The organism is Wohlfahrtiimonas sp. XWW7 (assembly GCF_056716055.1).
The window spans coordinates 217,477-235,809 of record NZ_CP168032.1 but is presented as its reverse complement, the minus strand read 5'-3'; the positions used below and the strand labels follow the sequence as shown (position 1 = coordinate 235,809).

The following is an 18,333-nucleotide window of genomic DNA, read 5'->3' as shown; positions in this document are numbered from 1 at the left end:
TTTCCCCAATAATCAGGCAATATATGCTTCGGGAGTAAGTGGTTCATCCATTTATTAAAGGAGCATGATTCATCATGAATCGCTATGATTGTTTATTGGAGAAAATCCAAGAAATCGCGCCATTCCTCGTTCAAAATTCAGCGCAATGTGAGCAAAACCGCATGGTTTCACGTGAAAACATTGAGGCGCTACAAGCCATCGAATTGCATAAGGCATTCATTCCAAAAAAATATGGTGGATATGAATTATCTCTGCCTGAATTTTCCAATTGCATTACAGAATTAGCCAAAGCTTGCGGAAGTACAGCTTGGGTTTATGGCTTATTTTCTGCCAATAATCACACGTTGACGTATTTCTCTGAACAATTACAAGATGAAATCTGGAAAGATGGCACGAATACTTTCACAGCCTGCACAATTGCGCCAATGAACACCGTTGAAGAAGTGGATGGCGGAATCATCATCAATGGTGAAATGGGTTGGAGCAGCGGTATTGATTATGCGGATCGTGTGATCATCGGTTGCAATCGAATTAATTCAGCAGGGCAGAAGGTTTATTCATTGGCAGTTGTGCCAAAAGGCGATTACGAGATCATTGATGATTGGTATGCAATGGGCTTAAAAGGCACAGGATCGAAAACAATCCGCATGACGAATGTGTTTATCCCTGAATATCGCATTGAAGCCATCATGGGCTTAATGAGTGGGAAATCTTCGGGTGCATGTTTGTATCCTGAAAGCATGATCTATTCAGCGCCATTTCGCCCATATTTCTCGAGCGTATTTGCTGCGGTTGGTTTAGGTGTTGCAGAAGCATCGTTGACAGCATTTCAAGATAAAACGAGAAATCGCATTCGTGCTTATACTGGTGCTCATGTTGGCTTATCAACGCCGACATTAATGCGACTGGCAGAATCCACTCACCAAATTACAGCTGCACGATTGCTGTTAGAAACAAGCTTGCAAGAGATTAAAGAGTTTAGTGCACGCAAGGAATATCCAAACCGTACAACTTGGATTAATTGGCGCACGAATCAAGCTTATGCACTGAAAATGTGTCAAGAAGCAGTGGAGCGCTTAATGGATGCAGCAGGTGCTTCTGCATTGTTGGAAAATTGCATTTTACAAAGATTGCTTCGTGATATTACGATCATCACAGCACATGCTTATACGGATTATGATATTTGTGCACAGATTCTCGGGCGAGAATTGATGGGTTTAGAACCTGATCCTGCCATTTATTAGCTGCATCTTCACACAATCTACATATTAATCACATCTTGGCTTTCTATAATTCTCAACATTAGTTTTACAGTGAGTGAGAAAGCCATGAATTCAATAAAATTAAATATTCTAGGGCAATGTGCGGTATTTATTTTAAGTCCGTTGGTTGTGCCTGCATTTTTATCTAGTTGTTTGTTAATTGGGGCGATTTTTGAGCCTAAGTTATTACAAGTATTTTCCATTCCGATGATGTTTTCATTAGTTTTGGGAATGTTGCCTGCGGTTATTGTGGGAATGTTGTCAGGTATTCTTCGTCATTTTCTAAAGTTCAAAAATCATTCCATGAATATGATGATCTGGGTAATTGTTACAATTGTATTAAGTTCATTGATAACAGCAAAATTTATGACAGGCATTAGCATGCATTTTGTGAGTTTAGCTTATGCTGCAGGCGCAATTTCGGCAATGATTGCATGTAGTTCGATTTTGCTTTTGGAGCATTTCAGAAATAGAGTGATTCTGTCTCGTTTTTATCATAAAAATACAGCATATGTGCGTTCAGTAAAAATATAATTCATTGAATTTATTTAAATTTTATAGGTTTTACAGTTGGATATATTCAATTCAAATAAAAGATAATAATTATCATTCTCATTAAATTGGGCTATGATAAGTGAACGATCCACTTTAAATTTTGAGCCATTATGTCTATTTTTGATAAACGAGTGACTTATAAGCCTTTTGAATATCCTGGCATTTACCAATTCACAGATGCCATTAACAATGCATTTTGGGTGCACAGTGAAGTTGACTTCACCGCAGATACTCAGGATTTCCATGCACATTTAAGCAAAGCTGAACAATCAGCCATAAAAAATAGCTTGCTTGCCATTGCACAAATCGAAGTGGCTGTGAAATCATTCTGGGGCAACTTGTATCACCATTTTCCAAAGCCTGAATTCAATGGATTGGGCAGCACATTTGCAGAGTGTGAATTCCGTCATTCAGAAGCGTATTCAAGATTATTGGATGTGCTCGATTATAACGATGAGTTTGAAAGCTTAATGTCTGTACCTGTGATCAAAGCTCGGGTTGAATATTTAACTGAAGCTTTAGAGTTCGCCAATAACAGCACAGATCGTAAGAAATATGTGATTTCTCTGATTCTGTTCTCATTGTTGATTGAGAATGTTTCGTTATTCAGCCAGTTTGCAATCATTTTGTCATTCACGCGCTTTAAAGGTTGGATGAAGAATGTGAGCAATATCATTGCTTGGACTTCGGTGGATGAACAAATTCATGCGAACGCTGGGATTTACATCATCAATATTATTCGTAAAGAATTTCCTGATTTCTTTGATGAAGAGATGACAGAGCATGTGCGAGAAGTTGTGAAGCATTCCTTGCAAATTGAAGGTGAAATCTTGGATTGGATTTTTTCAGAAGGCGAAATCGAAACAGTGAATAAGCATGATTTACTGAACTTCATGAAATTCCGAGTGGATGAAAGCTTAGTGAAAATTGGCATGGATAAGATTTATCACATCAGCCATGAGAATTATCAACCAATGGCTTGGTTTGAAGAGGAAGTTTTTGCCAATAGCTTGGATGACTTCTTTGCTAAGCGCCCAACGGATTACACAAAGCACGATAAAAGCATTACAGCGGATGATCTTTTTTAATGATGACAAATTACTTATTACCGTTTGATACGGAAACTCAAAACATTCAACACGAAAAATTATGGTGGCTCAATTCAGAAAGTGAGCAGATTTTGAATCGTGGTTATTTATTGAAAGGCGAAACTGTGAAAGGGGCGATTCATCGCATCACGAAAGCCGCTGCGGATCATTTAAAACGACCAGAATTGCAATCACAGTTTGAAGAGATCATCGAGCGTGGTTGGATGAGTTTAAGTTCGCCAATTTGGGCAAATATGGGTACAGAGCGCGGTTTGCCAATCTCCTGCTTTAATGTGAGTTTGCCAGATAAGATTGAAGGCATTACGCATAAATTAGGTGAAGTGATCATGCAAACCAAGATTGGTGGCGGTACTTCTGGCTACTTTGGGCATTTGCGTGAGCGTGGCAGTGCAGTGACTGATAATGGTAAAAGTAGTGGTGCTGTGAGCTTTATGAAGCTTTTTGATACTGCGATGGAAACGATTTCTCAAGGCGGTGTTCGCCGTGGTGCATTTGCGGCGTATTTAGACATTGATCATCCTGATTGTGAAGAGTTTTTGCAGATTCGTAACATTGGTAATCCGATTCAGAATCTCTACTTTGGTGTGTGCATTCCTGATTATTGGATGCAAGAGATGATTGATGGCGATCGTGAAAAGCGTACATTGTGGGCAAAAGTGCTCGAAAGTCGCCAAGAAAAAGGTATGCCATATTTATTCTTTTCGGATAACGTGAATCGTCATAAACCACAAGTTTATAAAGATCACAATATGCGCATTTATGGTAGTAATTTATGTACGGAAATTATGTTGCCATCGAGCCAAGATGAATCCTTCATCTGCTGTTTATCTTCTATGAATCTAGAGTTGTATGATGAGTGGAAAGACACAAAAGCTGTGCAATTAGCGATCCATTTCTTGGATGCTGTATTGCAAGAGTTCATTGAAAAAACAGAAGGTGATTACTATTTAGGTGCAGCCAATCGCTTTGCGAAACGTCATCGTGCTTTGGGTTTAGGCGTTTTAGGTTGGCATTCATATTTACAGCGCAATCGTATTCCATTTGAAGGCATGCAAGCGAAGTTGCTCACAGGTTCTATTTTCAAAAATATCTCTGAGAAAGCAGAAGAAGCCACAAAAGAATTAGCGATGTTATATGGCGAGCCTGAACTGTTAAAAGGTTATGGTAGAAGAAATACCACAACAATGGCAATTGCACCGACAACTTCATCATCCGCAATTTTAGGGCAAAGTTCGCCAGGCATTGAGCCATTCAGCAGTAACTATTACAAAGCAGGTTTATCTAAGGGTAATTTCATGCGTAAGAATCGTTACTTGAAAGATTTATTGGCTGAAAAAGGTTTAGATAATGAAGAAACATGGCGCACCATCATGTTGGCAGGCGGTTCTGTTCAGCATTTGACAGAATTAACTGAAGAAGAACGCGCGGTATTCAAAACATTTAAAGAGATTAGCCAGCTAGAGATCATTCAGCAAGCGGCGATTCGCCAAGAGTATATTGATCAAGGGCAGAGCATGAACATTAACATTCCTTCAGCATTGCCGATCAAAGAAGTGAATCAGCTATTGATTGAAGCTTGGCGCTCGGGCGTGAAAACGGTTTATTATCAACGCAGTCAAAGTGTTGCGAAAGAAATGGTGGCAAACTTAGTGGCTTGCACAAGTTGTGAGGCATAACTTGAGCTGAATGTGATACATATCATCACAGAATGATCGAAAAGGCGTTATTGTATTGATTCCAAATGAATAGGGAAGTTTACATGGCAACGATGAAAGTATTAATTGCATATTCTAGTCGGTTCGGTCATTCTTTGAAGATTGCTGAAGAGATGAGCAATGTATTCAAAAATAATCATGTTGCTGTGGATATTTGTAATTTAGAGACAGTGACAACATTGCCTCGTCCTATGAATGAATATAATGCAGTGATCATTGCTGCATCGATTCGTTATGGCAAGTTTCATGAAAAACTCAATGAGTTTATTGTGCAATATCGTAATGAATTAAAAAACACATTGGATGTGTTCATTCCCATTAATCTTGTGGCACGTAAACCCCATAAACGCTTATTAGAAAATAATAATTATGTGAATAAGTTCTTGGCGGAAGTTGGTTGGCAACCTTCTAAGATTAATATCATGCCAGGTGCTTTGGAATATCCTAAATACAACTTTTTAGATCGCTCTATGATCAAATTCATCATGTGGATGACGAAAGGCGAAATGGATACATCGAAAACCATTGATTACACAGATTGGGATGAAGTTCGCGCATTGACAAAAGAGATTCATCAATCTCTATTGAGTAAATCTATTTAATCTATTGGTCAATAGTATGATATTTTCATCATACTTATAAATGAAAATGAATCACCATGCTGGATATTGATATGAAAATGAAAAAAGTATTAACAAGTTTATTCTATGGATTGGGATTAATGACAACGGTATCGATAGCTTATGCAGATAGCAATTTTAATGTTTCTAAAAATAATTTTGTGGAGATTTCTGATTATAGTTTAGAAGCTTTGGATGAAGCCAAATCCATTGAAATTATGACCTATACAATGCCGAGTGTGATGGGAAAAGAGACGAAAGCCACTGCATTGGTTTTGTTTCCTCATGGCGAAAAGCCGAAGGATGGTTGGCGCGTTGTGGTTTGGACGCATGGCACAGTTGGTGTGAGCGATGGTTGTGCGCCGAGTTTAGGGATGTTGAATCAAGGTTTTAAAGTAGCAGCACGAGGATTACTGGATGCAGGCTATGTTGTGATTGCGCCTGATTATGAAGGTTTAGGTATGCCAGGCATTCATCCTTATTTGAACTTAGAAAGTGAAGCAACGGCTGTGATTTATGGCGTTAAAACATTACAAGATAAATATGAGCATGATTTTAATGGTGAATGGATGGTGGCAGGACAGTCGCAAGGTGGTCAAGCTGCTTTAGGTACTGCGGAATATGCTAATGATGATCCATCATTTAAAGGAGCTGTGGCAGGTGCACCAGCATCGAGCTTGGATAAAATCATCGAAGAAGTCGCGCCTGTTGCTTTGAGTCGATTGGAAGCACAAGAGGATCGAGTATCATTAGATTTAGAAGAGCGAAATTCGATCTATTCTTATGCAACATTATTGTCATATGGTGCATTCATTGGCATGAGTATTCGAGCGGAAAATCCTGAGTTTCAGTATTTAGAATTATTCCAAAAACCAGCTCAGAATATTGCGCAGCATGTTGCAGGGACAACAGGTGAAAATGGATTATGTTTGGGGCCATTACGCGAATTGTTTAAAGAGGACATTATCCAGTTTTTAAGAAAAAATCCGAATGCAAAATTGATGTCATATCCTGGATTGGATTTAGAGTCTTTTGAGGATAATGCCGTGTTACAGCAATTTTTTATAGATAACCAACCAGGTACAAAGCGCTTAGATAAACCAGTATTGGTGATACAGGGTGAAATGGATACTAATGTTCCTGCAATTGTGACAGAAGCATTGGTGGAAAATCTTAAAAAGCTAGGTTCTGAAAATGTGGATCTGATTTTGGTGCCAGATGCTGGGCATCGTGATGCGATCATCTGGCGTAATGATGAATTGTTAGAGTTTATTCAGAAGTACATGCCCGCGAAATAATCATCGAGTTTGATTGGCAAGCTTGATCCAATGGCGCAAACCAAAAATGGATACAAGGAAATAGATGCCAAATAGCGCGCTGGATGCATAATCACCTTGATTAAGCAGCAGCGCCGCAGTAATTAAATTGGCTGGGATTAATAAACACCATTGTTCTGCCCACAACTTAGCTGCCATCCATATTGCAACCACGCTTAAAGCTGTGGCGATTGTATCGCCAATGGCAATGTCTTCATGGGTGGATGTAAAGCTTTTTAATAGGAAATAGATGATCACACAAGCCAAAAAGAGAAAGAATGAAACTCTACCCATTTGGTTTTGTGGCATTCGAATAATCGTAATGGTTTGATTTTGATTCCATTTGATCCAACCATTAATAGAGGCTAAAAAGAAATAGATGTAAACAATGCTCATTGCGTACATTTGGCTTTGGTAGAAAATATAAATGTAAAGTGCAGCCATGATGAGACTTGCGATCCACATGGATTTTTTAGCTGTAAATTCTAAATAAAGATAGATTAAACCAATGATTAAGCCACTGAGATCTAAATAGTGGTGATGAATATATTGCAGTAAAGAATCAAGCATAAATTAATTTGTTGAGCAGCCACCAATTTTACCCAAAGTGATTAAGCATAAACCACTCGATAGGAATTGCCAGATGCCTTGAACAGTTCCTGTGATGATTAAAAGGGTGCCAGGCACGATATTGCGAATTGTATCAAAAGGATGGAGAATGATGCCGACAAATATTCCAACAATTGAATAAAGGAGCCCAAAAAAGACTTCGATTAAATCAATCACGATGCCCAATAATGCATCTAATATTTGTGTCTTTTTTCCAGCTGCTAAGAGCGAGATTTGATACATCAAATAATTTAATTCTTTTTGTGGATAATTGATGAGTGATGTCCATGCATATACTAAATGGGAAACAGCATCCCAGCGAAATAAGTTTAATTTGCCAGCGCCATGATGATCATAAGTGACAAAATGAAATCCATTGGCCCAAGTGCCCAGCATGTATGCTCTTTCTAAATTACGGCTGCCGAATAATCGAAACATTGGGCGCTTATTTTTCCAAGGGCGAGCGCTAGAGCGATCTAAGTAATCATGTAAGTGTGTATTGATCCATACGGTATTTAAACGATGCCCGCCGCCTTTTTCTTGTTGTATGAGATGTTGAGATTCACAAGTTGTGTGGCGATTGCCTGTCAAAAGTTCTACTGGATGACGCAATGAGCAGTAACCTTTACCGATATTCTTATTGATGGCATAAGCATTGCTAGGGATTAATAGTAGGATGATGCAACGAATCACCCGAAAAAGGGATTTCATAACGACCTTTGATTAACTTTAACGGCGACAAAGGTTAATGATTATAACAAAGTCATAACCAATAGTTATGATCAAAAAAAAGCCTTGCGATTGCAAGGCTTTTGAGAAAATCAAAAGTTATACTTGTAATGCATAGATCAAGTCGATCATGAAGGCAATTTCTTCTTTGTTTTCTAGGATTTTCCAATCGCTAACACCGATATCATCTAAAATTGATGGGCCATTTGGCAAATCTTTCATATTTCTTAATGCATTCTTAATGGGTTCTGCGTATTCAGCCATTTTTGGTGACAGAACGAAACAGTGTGCAACACTTTCAATATCATAAGGTTCTGTCGATACCAACGGTACAAGATCATTTGCAATTGTTTTACTCAAACCTTTAAAAATGTTCGATGGGATCATCGCAATGTCAGCATTGCCAGATAATAATGATTTAACCGCTAAGATATGGTTGCTCACATCGACAAACGTGAAATCATCTTTTGTTAGGTTTGCAGGTTCTAAAAGAATTGCACCTAGCATACGAAGATCAGCATTATCAGCAGCGGATGCTTTCACGCCCGAAGGAATGTCAGAAACTTGTTTAATGTCTGAATTTGCCTTAGTCACAATCGTTACTTCAGCAACATCACTCATTGGTTGAGCTAAAGCAATAAATTTTTGCTCACGAACTAACCAACCAGCATCGTAAGGGTTTGCGTATAAGAAATCAATTTTACCATCTAGAAGTGCTTGTTTTTGCTTCTCAAATGATGAAAAGTCTGTCGTTGTGATGGGTGCATCAATTTGCTTTTGTAACCATGTTGCAAAGATATACCAACCTGGTAGACGCTGTGGTGCAATGTCTGGTGCTATTGAAAAAGAGATTGTTGACATATAATACTCCATGTTATTTTTTATCGTTTTTGCACTGCTCTGAAGATTTAGTATTAATTCTATCAGAAAGTAGAAAAATTGATCGTTAATTTTGTGCTTTTAAAGGCAATGTAATGTAGTTAGTTACAATTTACATCTAATATGAGGGAAATATGGAACAATTTTTAAAGGTTGCACTTATGGCCGCTGAAGAGTCGAAGAAGCTAATTCGCAAGGCATATGAAGCACAAGGCTTTAACATTACTATTAAGGGTGATTATACACCAGTTACAGAAGTGGATGTTAACGTAGAAACATTAATTAGATCAATCATTATTGAAAATTTTCCTGAGCATGGTATGTGGGGCGAAGAAGGTGGCATGATTAATCCTGAATCTGATTACCAATGGTTGGTTGATCCGATTGATGGCACTAAAGCCTTTATTCGTCGTCGTCCATTTTTCTCAACGCAAATTGCTTTGATGTATAAAGGTGAGATGATTTTGGGCGTATCTTGCGCGCCTTGTTTTGGTGAAGGTGAGATTGCTTATGCAACTAAAGGCAATGGCACATTCATTGATGGTCAAAAAGTTTCTGTGAGTGATATCAGCGAATTGCGTGATGCAGTATTTTCATCGGGCAATATTAAATCATTAACGAAAAGTGATGCAGGTTGGCTGAAATATGGAGAGCTCTTAAGAGCAATCAATAGTACACGTGGTTTTGGTGATTTCTTACATTATCATTATACGGCGGCGGGTAAAGTGGATGTTGTTGTGGAATCAGATGTGACAATTTTAGATGTTGCGGCTTTATCTATAATCGTGGAAGAAGCGGGCGGAAAAGTGACAGATCTTAAAGGTAATCAATTAACACTAGAAAGTACTAGCATCGTGGCAACTAATGGTTTATTACATGATCAAGTTTTAAGCTATCTATCTTAGTCGCCTAAGGATTATATGAAAAATATTTTCATTGCTATATGTTGTTTATTCGTTGTGGCAGGCTGTACCTCGTCGCCACAACGAGCATCTTATATGACAGATGCACCTTTAGAACAGCGTCTTAATAAAGTGCGAGCAAAGCAGGGTGATCCTGTATTTATTCGCATTTTTAAAGAAGAGAGAATGTTGGAAATTTGGTATGGCAAGAAAAATGGGAAGTTTAAGCGTTTTACTGATTACCCAGTTTGCTACTATTCTGGTCCTTTAGGGCCGAAGAAACGACAGGGTGATAAAGTTTCTCCTGAAGGTTTTTATAAAGTTACGCGTAGAGCATTGAATCCATATAGTCGTTATTATCGCTCTTTTGATCTAGGGTTTCCGAATCAATATGATCGTTTTAAGGGCTATACAGGTGATTATTTAATGGTGCATGGTGATTGCGTTTCTGTAGGTTGCTATGCAATGACAGATCAACAAATGGATGAAATTTATAAACTCGTAGAATCTTCATTAAGAAATGGTCAGGATTCAGTTTCGGTTCATGTATTTCCATTTAGAATGACAGATGCACGTTTAAGTCGTGAAAAGAACTCGCCTCATTATCAATTTTGGATGGAATTGAAAGAAGGTTATGACTATTTTGAGAAATATAAACGTGTTCCGAATGTTGGCATGAGCAGTGGAAAATATACTATAGGCCGATAGGTTGCTATTTTATTTAGAATCAGGTATATTTCTGCCCTGCAAAAGAATTGGAAGAGTGGCCGAGTGGCTGAAGGCGTTCGCCTGGAAAGCGGATATACGTTAATAGCGTATCGAGGGTTCGAATCCCTCCTCTTCCGCCAGATTTGAAAGTCCTTAACGAATGTTAAGGACTTTTTTATTGCCTTAAAAAATCAGCAAGAATTTCCATATCTTTAATGTTTATAAAAGTATCAGGAAATAAATACGAACCTTGAAATGGGCCAATATCTATTGTGTGCCATTCTAATTGTATATTAGGGCGGAGCTTTAATAGTGGTTGCTCAATCAATGTTGTGCAATATAGATTATTTTCTTCTCGACTTTTTAATACATAAGGCTCGCCAATTTTGGATTGAATTGTATCTGCTAAAATGATTTTTTCATCATCATTGAGAAAATTTGGGCGAATGATGAGAAATGCATGAGCAAACTTGGGTGATGTGAAAATATCAAAAGATGTTGTGATCACCTGATTGGGGTGATTGGGATCATCATCCGTTGTTGAATGTACCACAATGATTTCAGGCTCAATTTGTGTGATGATGCCAATATGAGAATATTTTACTTTGCCGATTTTTTGAATGGCAAAGCTATCCATTGTTGTGCCAGAACGTAGAATGATATCGCCAATGGCTAAAGTGTTTTGATTGGCAGAAGAAAAAGCGCATAAAAAAAGTGCTGTGATGATGATCACAACACTTTGTGGGATTTTTTTCATAAATTATAGAGCGATTTTCCAACCTTTATCGGTTTTGATTGTATTCATGTCGCCAGCATCTTCAATGCCATCTTTTTTGAATTTCACGATGAAAGTTACTTTTGCACGTGTTTTATCATCATTATATTTAACATCTTTGATATCGATAGAAGATACGCCACCATTAGCTTCAGCTTGTTTTTTTGCTTCGGCTGCTGCCATGCCTAATTTGCCAGTAACCATTTGCTGTACCGCTGGATCTTCAGCATCTTTGCCTAAATCTAAAGTTTTGATTAAAGCTTCTGAATCACCTTTATATGTGCTTTCAACAAAATGTTTAGTGATGCCTTCAGGGCTATCAGTAGAGCCAGAACAAGCAACAATAAATAGCGCAACTAATGTTAAAGCAGGATATAAAAGAATTTTTTTCATACGATACTCTTTAAAGTGTTAAAAATTTGAAGGGCAGGTATAATATCACAGCTGCAAACTTTTCATGCAGCAAATATATCGTTATTCTGTTAAATGATATATAATTAGGAGTTTATTAATTCAGTCAGACCGTGGAGAATTAAATGGTTGTTATTACCCTGCCAGATGGTAGTCAGAGAGAGTATCAAAATCCTGTATCAGGTTTTGATATTGTAGATAGTATTGGTCCAGGCCTTGCAAAAGCAGCAGTGGCAATGGTTGTTGATGGTACGCAAAAAGATCTCTCTACGGTATTGACGACGAACGCTACGGTAAGAATTCTCACGTTAAAAGATGAAGAAGGTTTAGATGTTGTGCGCCACACATTGGCTGCACAAGTTTTAGCGCGTGCAGTTAAAAACTTGTATCCAGATGCGTTATTGGCAATTGGCCCAACAATCGATACAGGTTTTTACTATGATATTGATTTTAAAACGCCTATTACACCTGAGGATCTACCTGCGATTGAAGCGGAAATGCGTAAAATCATCAAGGAAGGCTTGGATGTAACGCGTGAAATGCATCCTCGTGCAGAAGCGATTGCGTATTTTGAAAAGCGTGGTGAAATTTATAAAGCAGATATTATTGCGCGTGCACCAGAAGATCAAACGGAGATTTCGTTGTATCGTCAAGGTAATGATGGGCAGGATGTCTTCACAGATTTATGTGTAGGTCCTCATTTAGCGACAATTAAAAAAGCAAATATCGCGTTTCAGTTAATGAATATTGCGGGCGCTTATTGGCGTGGTGATTCTAATAACAAAATGTTGACGCGTATTTATGCTGCTGCATTTGCAACAGATAAAGAATTGAAAGCACATTTAACTTTCTTGGAAGAAGTATCTAAGCGTGATCACCGCCGTATCGGTAAAACACAAGACTTATTCCATCTGCAAGAAGAAGCACCAGGCATGGTGTTTTGGCATCCTAATGGTTGGCAGTTATGGCAAACCATTGAGCAATACATGAGAAAACGCCAGAAAGAAGAAGGTTATCAAGAAATTAAAACGCCAATGGTCGTGGATCGTACCTTATGGGAAAAATCAGGACATTGGGAAAATTATCGTGAAAATATGTTTACGACATCATCAGAAAATCGTGATTATGCCGTAAAACCAATGAACTGTCCTTGTCATATTCAAGTGTTTAATCATGGTTTGCATTCATATCGTGATTTGCCTTTGCGCTTAGCAGAGTTCGGTTCTTGTCATCGTAATGAGCCTTCTGGTGCATTGCATGGTATAATGCGAGTTCGTGGTTTTGTTCAGGATGATGCTCATATTTTCTGTCGCATTGATCAGGTGGTGAGCGAAGTTTCAAATTTCCACGCATTTGCAATGAGTGTATATGACCGTTTTGGTTTTGAAAATATCTCAATTAAATTAAGCTTGCGTCCTGATGAGCGTGCGGGCTCTGACGAAGTTTGGGATAAAGCAGAAGAAGGGTTGCGTGTTGCTCTACGTGCTGCGGGCGTTGAATGGGAAGAGTTACCTGGTGAAGGTGCTTTCTATGGTCCGAAAGTTGAATATCACATTAAAGATGCTCTAGGTCGTTCATGGCAAGTGGGTACAATTCAGTTGGATTTTGTACTGCCTGAAAGATTAGAAGCAGAATTTGTGGATGAAGATAATACGCGTAAACGTCCTGTAATGTTACATAGAGCAATTTTGGGATCATTTGAACGCTTCATTGGAATTTTGATTGAGCATCATGCTGGATCATTCCCATTCTGGTTAGCGCCAGAGCAAGTGTTTGTTGCAGGCATTACAAGTCATCAAGATGATTATGTGAAAGATATTGAGGCTAAACTTAAAAAAGCAAATATCAGAACGAAAATTGACTTGAGAAATGAAAAGATTGGATATAAAATCCGTGAGGCTACGATTGCGCGAATTCCATACATTTTAGTTGTCGGTAAGCGTGAAGCAGAAGAAGGTTTGGTTTCTGTGAGAACGCGCGAAGGCGAAGATATGGGAACTATGTCGTTAGATGCAGCAATCGAACTAATGAATAAAGATTAATACTTAATTTGGAGATAGAGTTATTAGCACACAGAATGAACATAGATTGAATGATGAAATCACATCACGTGAAGTACGTTTAATCGATGCAGAAGGTGAGCAAAGAGGTGTAGTGCCTCTTGCGGAAGCTCTGGATATGGCTTATGATAGCGATCTTGATTTGGTGGAGGTTTCTCCGACCGCTGTTCCGCCTGTTTGTAGAATTATGAATTATGGAAAATTCAAATTTGAACAACAGAAGAAGCAGCATGAAGCTCGTAAGAAACAAAAGCAGATTCAAGTGAAAGAAATCAAGTTCCGCCCAGGAACTGATGAAGGGGATTATCAGGTAAAACTACGCAACCTGATACGTTTCCTAAGTGATGGTGATAAAACCAAAGTAACGCTACGTTTCCGTGGTCGTGAAATGGCTCACCAAGAGTTGGGAATGAAGCTTCTGAACAGAGTTGAGGAAGATTTAAAAGAATATGGTGTGGTTGAACAGCGTCCTAAATTTGAAGGTCGTCAAATGGTTATGGTTTTAGCACCTGCTAAGAAATAACCCGATCACTGTATACATTCCTATTATTTTTTATTTTTAGAAATGCGAGTTGAATACTATGCCTAAAATGAAGTCAATCAGCGGCGCTAAAAAGCGTTTCCGCAAAACAGGTGCAGGCGGTTTTAAGCGTCACGCATCACACCGTAGCCACATCTTAACTAAGAAATCAACAAAACGTAAACGCCATTTACGTCATGCTACTTTAATCGCTAAAGTAGATACAAAAATGGTTCGTCGTATGTTGCCTTACGCATAATTGAGGGAGTTAGATCATGGCAAGAGTTAAACGTGGTGTTATCGCTCACGCGCGTCACAAAAAAGTTTTAAAGAAAGCAAAAGGTTACTACGGTGCACGTTCACGTGTTTATCGCGTTGCTAACCAAGCGGTTATCAAAGCTGGTCAATACGCATACCGCGATCGTCGCCAGAAAAAACGTGATTTCCGTTCTTTATGGATCGTTCGTATTAATGCTGCTGCACGTGAGTGTGGTTTGTCTTATAGCCGTTTCATCAATGGTTTGAAGAAAGCAAACATCGAAATTGATCGTAAAGTTTTAGCTGATATCGCTGTATTTGAGAAAGAAGCATTTGCAGCTTTAGCAGAACAAGCAAAAGCAGCTTTAGCTTAACTATCAGTAGATTAGTATTTAATACTAATTGACTGAACCTTCAAGATTGATATTATCAAAGGAAAAGTAAGCATAGGCTACTTTTCCTTTTTTTATGGATATAACTATGTCACTAGAAAACATTCTTAAGACAGCATTAAGTTCAATTGCTGAAGCCAAAGATTTATCAGATATCGAAGCCGTTCGTGTGGGGCACTTTGGTAAGAAAGGTGTGATCACTGCGCTAATGCCTGAGCTAGGAAAATTAAGCCCAGAAGAGAAAAAAGTCAGAGGGGCTGAAATCAATGCCGTTCGTCAAGAAATTATTAGTGCGCTCGATAGTAAAAAAGCAGCATTGGAAGATGCGCTTTTATTAGACAAATTAGAATCGGAAAGAGTAGATGTGACTCAACCTGGCCGCGGTCAGGAGCAAGGCGCATCTCACCCAATTACGATTACTTTAAACAGAATTAAATCATTGTTTGGATCGTTAGGATTTGAAGCAGTGGAAGGTCCTGAAATTGAATCAGCTTTCTATAACTTTGAAGCTCTGAATATTCCAGCGCACCATCCTGCGCGTGCAATGTTTGATACATTCTATTTCAATACAGATATGTTGTTAAGAACACACACATCGAATACACAAATTCATGTGATGGAAGCGCAAAAACCACCCATTCAAATGATTGGTTATGGTCGTGTTTATCGTTCTGACTCGGATCAAACACATAGCCCAATGTTCCATCAGGTGGAAGGTTTGGTTGTGAATAAGAATGCAAACTTCAGTGATCTTAAAGGTTTATTGACTGAATTTATGCAAAAATTCTTTGAAGAGGATTTGAAATTACGTTTCCGTCCATCTTTTTTCCCATTTACAGAACCTTCAGCAGAAGTTGATATCGAATGTGTGATGTGTCACGGTGAAGGCTGTCGCGTTTGTAAGCAAACTGGTTGGTTAGAAGTGTTGGGTTGCGGTATGGTTCATCCTAATGTTTTACGCGCGGTGAATATTGATCCGAACGAATACCAAGGCTTTGCATTTGGTATGGGCGTAGAGCGTTTAGCGATGTTACGTTATCGTGTGAATGATCTTCGATTATTCTATGAAAATGATTTAAGATTTTTGAATCAATTTAAATAATCTCCGAATCCTAATTTTAAACAAAGAATTATTGTATGAAAATATCTATTTCGTGGTTAAAAGAGTGGATTGATGAAATTCCACAAAATACATCCAATCATTTGACAATGCTTGGCTTAGAAGTTGACTCAGAAGAGTTAGCAGCACCTGAATTTACAAAAATCGTTGTCGGTGAAGTACTAACGGTTGAGCCGCATCCAGATGCTGATAAATTGCGTGTGACAACAGTGAACGTTGGTGAAGCAGAGCCATTACAGATCGTATGTGGTGCACCTAATGTTGCTGTGGGTATTAAAATTCCAACAGCGGTGATCGGTGCAGTATTGCCAGGCGATTTCAAAATTAAGAAATCTAAGTTGCGTGGTGTTGAATCTATGGGTATGTTGTGTTCAGCACGTGAATTAGGTTTGAGTGATGATCACGCTGGTTTAATGATTTTGGCAGCAGATGCGCCTGTTGGTAAAGATTTCCGTGAATATTACAATCTGAATGATACGATCTATGAAATCGATTTAACGCCGAACCGTGGTGATTGTTTAAGTGTTTATGGTGTTGCACGTGATGTTGCATTGAGCACAGGTACTGCAATTAAGGCACTGCCAGAGCATAAAATTGCAGCAACAATTACTGATAAGATTGATGTTAAGGTTACAGATACGCAAGCTTGTCCTCGTTATTTAGGCCGTATGATTACAGGCTTAAATATGAATGCTGAAACACCATTATGGATGAAAGAGCGTTTAAGAAGAGCAGGTACTCGTCCTCATGGCATTTTAGTGGATATCACTAACTATGTAATGTTGGAATTGGGCCAACCTTTGCATGCGTTTGATGCATCTAAAATCAAAGGTACAATCAAGGTTCGTCAATCGGAAGCGGGTGAAAAAGTTGTCTTGTTGAATGAAGATACTTTGACATTGAAAGCCAATACATTATTGATCACTGATGATGAAAAAACTGTTGCATTGGCAGGGATTATGGGCGCTGCAAATAGTGTTTGTGACGATCAAACAACGTCAGTATTTTTAGAATCAGCATGGTTTAATCCTTTAGCGATTGCAGGCCGTGCGCGTGAATATGGTTTGCATACAGATGCATCTCATCGTTTTGAACGCGGTGTTGATTTCAATTTGCCAATGACAGCTTTGGAATATGCAACGCATTTATTGGTAACATTAGCCAATGGCCAAGCTGGTGATCTTACAGTTGCTGAAGATGCAGCTTTATTGCCTAAGAAAGATGCAATTAAAGTACGTTTTGAGCGCATTAACCAAATCGTTGGGCGTTCATATTTAGTAGAGCGCATCACTGAAATTTTGAGCCGCATTGGCCAAGTAACTGTTGCAGATGATCATGTTGTATTGGTTCCACCATCGCATCGTTTTGACATTGAAATCGAAGAAGATTTGATTGAAGAAATCGCACGTATCGATGGTTATGACAACATTGGTGCATTGTTCAACAATAGCATTTCCACAATGACGCCTTTCACAGAATTCAAAACACCTGTGAACAACTTCAAAAATGTATTGGTGGATCGTGGTTATAACGAAGTGATCACAATGAGCTTTGTTGCACCAAAGTGGCAGTCAATCATTGATCAGTCACAGACGCCAATCGCTTTGAAAAATCCAATCTCAGCAGATTTATCTGTCATGAGAACAACTTTGGCTGCTGGTTTAATCTCAACGATTGATTACAACTTAAAACGCCAACAAAAACGTGTGCGTGTATTTGAATCAGGTTTGACTTTCAAAGGCAATATAGATAATGTTGAGCAGAAAGCATATCTAGGTGGCGCGATCACTGGTGATTTATTGCCAGAACAATGGGGTGAAAAAGCACGTAAAGTTGATTTCTTTGACATTAAAAATGATGTGGAAGCAATGCTTTCATTGTCAACAGATGCCAAAGATGTTGCTTTTGTTGCAAAAGCTTTTGATTTATTGCATCCAGGGCAAAGTGCTGAAATCTTGATTAAAGGTGAATCAGCTGGTTATATTGGTAAAATTCATCCAAAAGTTGCAAAAGCATTGGATGTTTCATCTGAAATTTATCTCTTTGAGTTAAATTTAGCTGTGATGCAAATGACAGTGCCAACAGTATTTAAACCATTATCTAAGTTCCCGTCATCACGTCGTGACTTAACATTGGTGGTGCCACAAGATATGACTGTGGATACTGTGATTAGTGTTATGAAACAGAATCAAGCATCTCTACTTCAATCTGTTCAATTATTTGATATTTATAATTTTGCGAAAGAAGATAGAAATGAAAAAAGCTTCAGCTTTGGCCTTATTTTCCAAAATGATGCGGAAAATATCAAAGATGAAGAAATTGATACTATACTTAATGATATCCTAGAGAATCTTAAGCAGATTCAGGTATTTTTACGTCAATAGAAATAGAAT

19 protein-coding genes and 1 tRNA gene are annotated in these 18,333 nt (G+C 38.4%); 15 read left to right on the top strand and 5 right to left on the bottom strand.

Translation table 11 applies throughout. The features are described 5' to 3' along the window. Positions 1–74 precede the first annotated feature (74 nt). The 6 genes from ACA100_RS01195 (at position 75) to ACA100_RS01170 (ending at position 6,559) form a co-directional block, all read left to right on the top strand. A complete protein-coding gene (locus tag ACA100_RS01195; protein WP_481078198.1) occupies positions 75–1,244 on the top strand; it encodes an acyl-CoA dehydrogenase family protein in 1,170 nt (389 codons plus the stop codon). 84 nt (positions 1,245–1,328) lie between these two features. Further along, complete coding sequence (locus ACA100_RS01190) at positions 1,329–1,796, top strand: hypothetical protein (protein ID WP_481078197.1); 468 nt, start codon at positions 1,329–1,331, stop codon at positions 1,794–1,796. 131 nt (positions 1,797–1,927) lie between these two features. Further along, the gene (locus tag ACA100_RS01185) at positions 1,928–2,905 is read left to right on the top strand and encodes a ribonucleotide-diphosphate reductase subunit beta (RefSeq protein WP_481078196.1); all 978 of its coding nucleotides are present in this window, start codon (positions 1,928–1,930) and stop codon (positions 2,903–2,905) included. A gap of 2 nt (positions 2,906–2,907) precedes the next feature. After that, the gene (locus ACA100_RS01180; RefSeq protein WP_481079086.1) at positions 2,908–4,602 is read left to right on the top strand and encodes a ribonucleoside-diphosphate reductase subunit alpha; all 1,695 of its coding nucleotides are present in this window, start codon (positions 2,908–2,910) and stop codon (positions 4,600–4,602) included. Positions 4,603–4,685: 83 nt separating this feature from the next. After that, positions 4,686–5,243 (top strand): menaquinone-dependent protoporphyrinogen IX dehydrogenase, encoded by a 558-nt coding sequence (hemG, locus tag ACA100_RS01175; RefSeq protein WP_481078195.1) that lies wholly within the window; start codon positions 4,686–4,688, stop codon positions 5,241–5,243. A gap of 71 nt (positions 5,244–5,314) precedes the next feature. After that, positions 5,315–6,559: an alpha/beta hydrolase family protein gene (locus ACA100_RS01170; protein WP_481078194.1), complete on the top strand. Its 1,245-nt coding sequence runs from the start codon at positions 5,315–5,317 to the stop codon at positions 6,557–6,559. Here ACA100_RS01170 and pnuC read toward each other — a convergent pair whose 3' ends face one another. The 3 genes from pnuC to ACA100_RS01155 all read right to left on the bottom strand — a co-directional run bounded on the left by pnuC (position 6,560) and on the right by ACA100_RS01155 (position 8,776). Further along, a complete protein-coding gene (gene pnuC, locus ACA100_RS01165) occupies positions 6,560–7,147 on the bottom strand; it encodes a nicotinamide riboside transporter PnuC (RefSeq protein ID WP_481078193.1) in 588 nt (195 codons plus the stop codon). A gap of 3 nt (positions 7,148–7,150) precedes the next feature. Continuing rightward, positions 7,151–7,897: a hypothetical protein gene (locus ACA100_RS01160; protein WP_481078192.1), complete on the bottom strand. Its 747-nt coding sequence runs from the start codon at positions 7,895–7,897 to the stop codon at positions 7,151–7,153. A 117-nt stretch (positions 7,898–8,014) separates the two neighbouring features. Continuing rightward, complete coding sequence (locus tag ACA100_RS01155; protein ID WP_481078191.1) at positions 8,015–8,776, bottom strand: PhnD/SsuA/transferrin family substrate-binding protein; 762 nt, start codon at positions 8,774–8,776, stop codon at positions 8,015–8,017. A 152-nt stretch (positions 8,777–8,928) separates the two neighbouring features. On the opposite strand from ACA100_RS01155, the gene ACA100_RS01150 reads away from it, so the two are divergent. From ACA100_RS01150 to ACA100_RS01140, 3 genes are all read left to right on the top strand, one after another. Then, positions 8,929–9,699 carry an inositol monophosphatase family protein gene (locus tag ACA100_RS01150; RefSeq protein WP_481078190.1) on the top strand — a complete coding sequence of 257 codons (771 nt, stop codon included), beginning with the start codon at positions 8,929–8,931 and terminating at the stop codon, positions 9,697–9,699. 15 nt (positions 9,700–9,714) lie between these two features. Beyond that, positions 9,715–10,404 carry a L,D-transpeptidase family protein gene (locus tag ACA100_RS01145; protein WP_481078189.1) on the top strand — a complete coding sequence of 230 codons (690 nt, stop codon included), beginning with the start codon at positions 9,715–9,717 and terminating at the stop codon, positions 10,402–10,404. A gap of 49 nt (positions 10,405–10,453) precedes the next feature. After that, a tRNA-Ser gene (locus tag ACA100_RS01140) sits at positions 10,454–10,544 on the top strand. Positions 10,545–10,579: 35 nt separating this feature from the next. On the opposite strand, the gene ACA100_RS01135 is transcribed toward ACA100_RS01140, so the two are convergent. After that, on the bottom strand, positions 10,580–11,161 hold the full coding sequence (locus tag ACA100_RS01135) for a C40 family peptidase (protein ID WP_481078188.1): 582 nt from the start codon (positions 11,159–11,161) through the stop codon (positions 10,580–10,582). A 3-nt stretch (positions 11,162–11,164) separates the two neighbouring features. Further along, complete coding sequence (locus tag ACA100_RS01130) at positions 11,165–11,572, bottom strand: DUF4878 domain-containing protein (RefSeq protein ID WP_481078187.1); 408 nt, start codon at positions 11,570–11,572, stop codon at positions 11,165–11,167. A gap of 143 nt (positions 11,573–11,715) precedes the next feature. Here ACA100_RS01130 and thrS point away from each other — a divergent pair, with 143 nt between their 5' ends. The 6 genes from thrS (at position 11,716) to pheT (ending at position 18,324) form a co-directional block, all read left to right on the top strand. Then, entirely contained in the window at positions 11,716–13,632 is a 1,917-nt protein-coding gene (thrS, locus tag ACA100_RS01125) for a threonine--tRNA ligase (protein WP_481078186.1), read from the top strand. A gap of 46 nt (positions 13,633–13,678) precedes the next feature. Further along, a complete protein-coding gene (gene infC / locus ACA100_RS01120) occupies positions 13,679–14,173 on the top strand; it encodes a translation initiation factor IF-3 (RefSeq protein WP_481078185.1) in 495 nt (164 codons plus the stop codon). A gap of 58 nt (positions 14,174–14,231) precedes the next feature. After that, positions 14,232–14,429 carry a 50S ribosomal protein L35 gene (gene rpmI, locus ACA100_RS01115; RefSeq protein ID WP_481078184.1) on the top strand — a complete coding sequence of 66 codons (198 nt, stop codon included), beginning with the start codon at positions 14,232–14,234 and terminating at the stop codon, positions 14,427–14,429. Positions 14,430–14,445: 16 nt separating this feature from the next. Next, entirely contained in the window at positions 14,446–14,802 is a 357-nt protein-coding gene (gene rplT, locus ACA100_RS01110; RefSeq protein WP_077925910.1) for a 50S ribosomal protein L20, read from the top strand. Between the two features lie 106 nt (positions 14,803–14,908). Then, a complete protein-coding gene (gene pheS, locus ACA100_RS01105; RefSeq protein WP_481078183.1) occupies positions 14,909–15,922 on the top strand; it encodes a phenylalanine--tRNA ligase subunit alpha in 1,014 nt (337 codons plus the stop codon). A gap of 35 nt (positions 15,923–15,957) precedes the next feature. Continuing rightward, a complete protein-coding gene (pheT, locus tag ACA100_RS01100) occupies positions 15,958–18,324 on the top strand; it encodes a phenylalanine--tRNA ligase subunit beta (protein ID WP_481078182.1) in 2,367 nt (788 codons plus the stop codon). Positions 18,325–18,333 lie beyond the last annotated feature (9 nt).